This is a genomic window from candidate division WOR-3 bacterium, assembly GCA_016867815.1.
Taxonomy (GTDB): domain Bacteria; phylum Hydrothermota; class Tepidihabitantia; order Tepidihabitantales; family Tepidihabitantaceae; genus UBA2258.
The window spans coordinates 1-3,023 of the sequence record VGIR01000178.1 but is presented as its reverse complement, the minus strand read 5'-3'; the positions used below and the strand labels follow the sequence as shown (position 1 = coordinate 3,023).

6 protein-coding genes are annotated in these 3,023 nt (G+C 63.4%); all 6 read right to left on the bottom strand.

Translation table 11 applies throughout. The features are described 5' to 3' along the window. Positions 1–30: 30 nt before the first annotated feature. Entirely contained in the window at positions 31–336 is a 306-nt protein-coding gene (locus tag FJY68_14005; GenBank protein ID MBM3332936.1) for a hypothetical protein, read from the bottom strand. Further along, on the bottom strand, positions 333–539 hold the full coding sequence (locus FJY68_14000; protein ID MBM3332935.1) for a hypothetical protein: 207 nt from the start codon (positions 537–539) through the stop codon (positions 333–335). The genes FJY68_14005 and FJY68_14000 overlap by 4 nt, the downstream gene beginning before the upstream one ends. 278 nt (positions 540–817) lie before the next feature. Continuing rightward, positions 818–1,168 (bottom strand): hypothetical protein, encoded by a 351-nt coding sequence (locus tag FJY68_13995; GenBank protein ID MBM3332934.1) that lies wholly within the window; start codon positions 1,166–1,168, stop codon positions 818–820. A gap of 53 nt (positions 1,169–1,221) precedes the next feature. Continuing rightward, entirely contained in the window at positions 1,222–1,593 is a 372-nt protein-coding gene (locus FJY68_13990) for a hypothetical protein (protein ID MBM3332933.1), read from the bottom strand. Between the two features lie 22 nt (positions 1,594–1,615). Then, complete coding sequence (locus FJY68_13985) at positions 1,616–2,578, bottom strand: M48 family metallopeptidase (protein MBM3332932.1); 963 nt, start codon at positions 2,576–2,578, stop codon at positions 1,616–1,618. After that, positions 2,575–2,988 carry a hypothetical protein gene (locus tag FJY68_13980; protein ID MBM3332931.1) on the bottom strand — a complete coding sequence of 138 codons (414 nt, stop codon included), beginning with the start codon at positions 2,986–2,988 and terminating at the stop codon, positions 2,575–2,577. Before FJY68_13980 ends, FJY68_13985 begins: the two co-directional genes overlap by 4 nt. Positions 2,989–3,023: the final 35 nt, after the last annotated feature.

Genomic DNA, 3,023 nt, shown 5'->3' with positions numbered 1-3,023 from the left:
TGAGGGTGATCTTCACGGGGACTCCTTTCGTCAGGCCGGGGACAGGCCGAAGGTGGACTTGAGGGTTTCGTTCATTTCGCGCATCAGCCCGATCGCACCGGACGTGACGAGCGCGCACAGGCCAAGGAAGTGGCCGAGCACGGGGATCTGCGTGAGCAGGAACGCGACGATCGCGCCGAGCAGCAGGCTCTCGGCAAGCTGCCGGTGCCGCCGCAGGAACAGGAGCATGGTCTCGACCAGCTTCTTGGACTTGGCGGCCAGCCGGGCCAGCTCCTCCTTGACGCGGTCGGAGACGCGGAGCTTGCGGATGTTCTTGAGCAGGGTCTTGCGAGTCATGCGGCCTCCTTCATGAGGGTAGGGGATGTGATGGGCCGGGGTCCCGCGGCAAGGTCGCGGGCGGACTGCCCGAAGACCTGGCGCACGGCACGGGCCAGCAGGTGGTTGATGGGCGTGCCCGGGTACGTGCGCTCCCGGGCGTGATGCAGCAGCGCCATGTCGTCCTCGGTCAGGGCTGACGCGGGCCACTGGTAGTAGGGCATGGTTGGACTCCTTTCGGTGGGAATGGGACGGCTGACGGGTGTCAACCGCCGACGAATGAACGCTCGTTCACCCAGTTATAACCGGGTTGGCGGGGGAATTAACCGGGCGGCAGCCACGGGCACGGGTCGGGTTTCCCGACTCCAGTTGACACGCGACAGCGAGAATCGGCCGTCAACGCAGAGCGTCACGGCCGATCAATAGGCCGAGTGCCTGACGCCCGTCGGGCGCGATGGCGTCCGCCCCTTGGATCGGGCTACTGGCGACTTCAGGTGTGTCGCTATGGCGATGCTTTGGATTCGGGAGCCAGGAATCCGGCGGCCCCGTTCTCCCAGCATCCGCGGATGACATAGACGAGACCGAGGGCCGTGACCAAGGCCAACAGCAACGCCAGGACCGCGAAGAGCCGCTTCTTCTCCTTGGCGAACAGCCCGATCAGCCCCAGCACGAAGCTGGCCAGCAGACCAAGGACGCCCACTGCGACGCCCAGTCCGAACACCCCGCCCGCCGCGTCGGCTTGCCCGCCACGCGACATCCCCATCGCCGTGGCAAGCGCGCCGAAGAACACGACGGCCGAAACCGCCGATATGATGAACGATGAGATCGCGATTCCCGAGTGCTTGGGCTGCATGTGAGAACTTCCTATGTTGCGGTCTGTTTTCCCTTGTCCGACTGGCGATGAGTCTATTTCTTGCCCTTGGCCTTGCTTGCTATGGCCAGACTTACAACCAAGGCGCCGCCGTAGACCAAGGTGTTGAAGAGGGCGTGCGGGATGCCCAGCCCATCGGCAATGGCGTCCATGAGCCGAAAGGACGCGATCAGAACCACCCCCGCCACGACCGCGCCGATGATGCAGCCGACATTCGATCCGCTGCCGGCGGCCTTCTGCGGGCTTCGGGTGGCCGTCACTCCCGGGGTGGTCGAAGGCCCGGTCGCCGGACGGGGCGGTACCGATGCGGGTTGTCCGCAGGATTCACAGACGATAGTGGTTCCGGCCGCCGCGTTCGCCGTCTCGATCTTCCGCCCGCAGTTGCAGCAGAAGAATGAGATCACCATAGGCCTCCTTGGCGTCAGCCGGTTACGCGATCACATTGCCGCAGGTTGGGCAGAACTTCTCGCCCCCTGACATCCGGTACATGCACTTCCGGCAGTACTCGATGCCGTCCAGCCGTTTCACAGAGGCAAGGCGGTGAGTTTGCCGTGCGAGAACGGCCTGATACTCCCCGCTCTCGACCCACTTGAGGATCTCGGCCGCACGCACGACAGCGAACGGGTGTGTCTGGCCGCTCGTTTGCGCCAGTTTCATCGCCTTGCCTACCAGGTCGTAGTCGGCGGTCTCGAACTCCCGGGCTTGGGCGACGAAATCCTCGATGTTGCCGCGATCCCGGTAGCTCTCGGGCAGGCCGGCCAGTTTCATCAACGCCAGCATGACGGCGTCGATGTCCTGACAGGCCAGCAACCCAGCCCTGTCGCATGTCAGCTCGGACATGCGGGACCATCGCAAAATGGCGTACTGCAAGGGCGTTGTCGCCAGATTGGCCATGAACTTCCCGAACTCGGGAAGGGCCGCCAGGCTGTTCAATCCCGCTCTGGCGATCCAGTCGGCGACCAGGCGATAGACGCCATGCTGACTCTTCACATGTCCGAGTTCGTGGCCGACGATGTAGAGTTGCTCCCCGTGGGAGAGCTTGTCGACGGCCCCAGCCGTGAGAACCACGATCGGTTGCTCGCTGCCGACCACGCACGCGTTCACCTCGTCGCCCGGTTCAACGTACAGGGTCGGAGGCGACGGGAGATTCAGAACGGCACACGCCGTCGTCATGACCTCGTACAGGGATGGATAGGAGGTTGCCGTAATCCGGAGATTGCTTGCAGTGCACTGAATCCGGACGAGCTTCTCAGTCCCGAACTTGAGCACCAGTTTGACAACAGAATCAACTCCGGGGATCAGTTGCAGCGCGTCCAGCGCCTTCGTGTCGAACGGGTGTTCGTACTCCAGCGGGTGGAGGTCAGGCAGGCGGATGGGTGTCGTGGCACTCATTTGACCGACGGGAACCAGTCAAACTGTCTGACCGGCTGGCCTCGGAAGAGGCATTTGCCAAGCATGAAGGCGTCGACCGTTGAGGCGACCAGGAGAGCGATCTGCGCGTAGGAAAACCAGTCTCCAGCCTCATTTTCGTTTAGTGCCATGAGCACGATAATGATCAACAGAACATTGCCGGCGATCATCAGCAAGATTCCCTTCTTCGTCTGCCCATGGACCAGTTGGGCGATTCCGATGCCCCCGACGACATTGAGCCAAGCGAGATTCGGTGACCTCGGTGGGTTGCTCGGGTAGCACCAGTCGCTGCCCACGCCTTGTCCCCGGACTCCCGTATTGACGGTCGAGGTGGCCTCGGTGCGCGTTACGGATGCGGAGAGGGGGGTGCCGCACGTCGTGCAGAAGCGCATTCCCGCGACCGCCGGGCTTCCGCATGACGGGCAAG

Excerpts from the sequence above, each read along its gene's own strand:
- FJY68_14005 (MBM3332936.1), bottom strand. The coding sequence starts at position 336 with ATGACTCGCAAGACCCTGCTCAAGAACATCCGCAAGCTCCGCGTCTCC.
- FJY68_14000 (MBM3332935.1), bottom strand. The coding sequence starts at position 539 with ATGCCCTACTACCAGTGGCCCGCGTCAGCCCTGACCGAGGACGACATG.
- FJY68_13995 (MBM3332934.1), bottom strand. The coding sequence starts at position 1,168 with ATGCAGCCCAAGCACTCGGGAATCGCGATCTCATCGTTCATCATATCG.
- FJY68_13990 (MBM3332933.1), bottom strand. The coding sequence starts at position 1,593 with ATGGTGATCTCATTCTTCTGCTGCAACTGCGGGCGGAAGATCGAGACG.
- FJY68_13985 (MBM3332932.1), bottom strand. The coding sequence starts at position 2,578 with ATGAGTGCCACGACACCCATCCGCCTGCCTGACCTCCACCCGCTGGAG.
- FJY68_13980 (MBM3332931.1), bottom strand. The coding sequence starts at position 2,988 with ATGCGCTTCTGCACGACGTGCGGCACCCCCCTCTCCGCATCCGTAACG.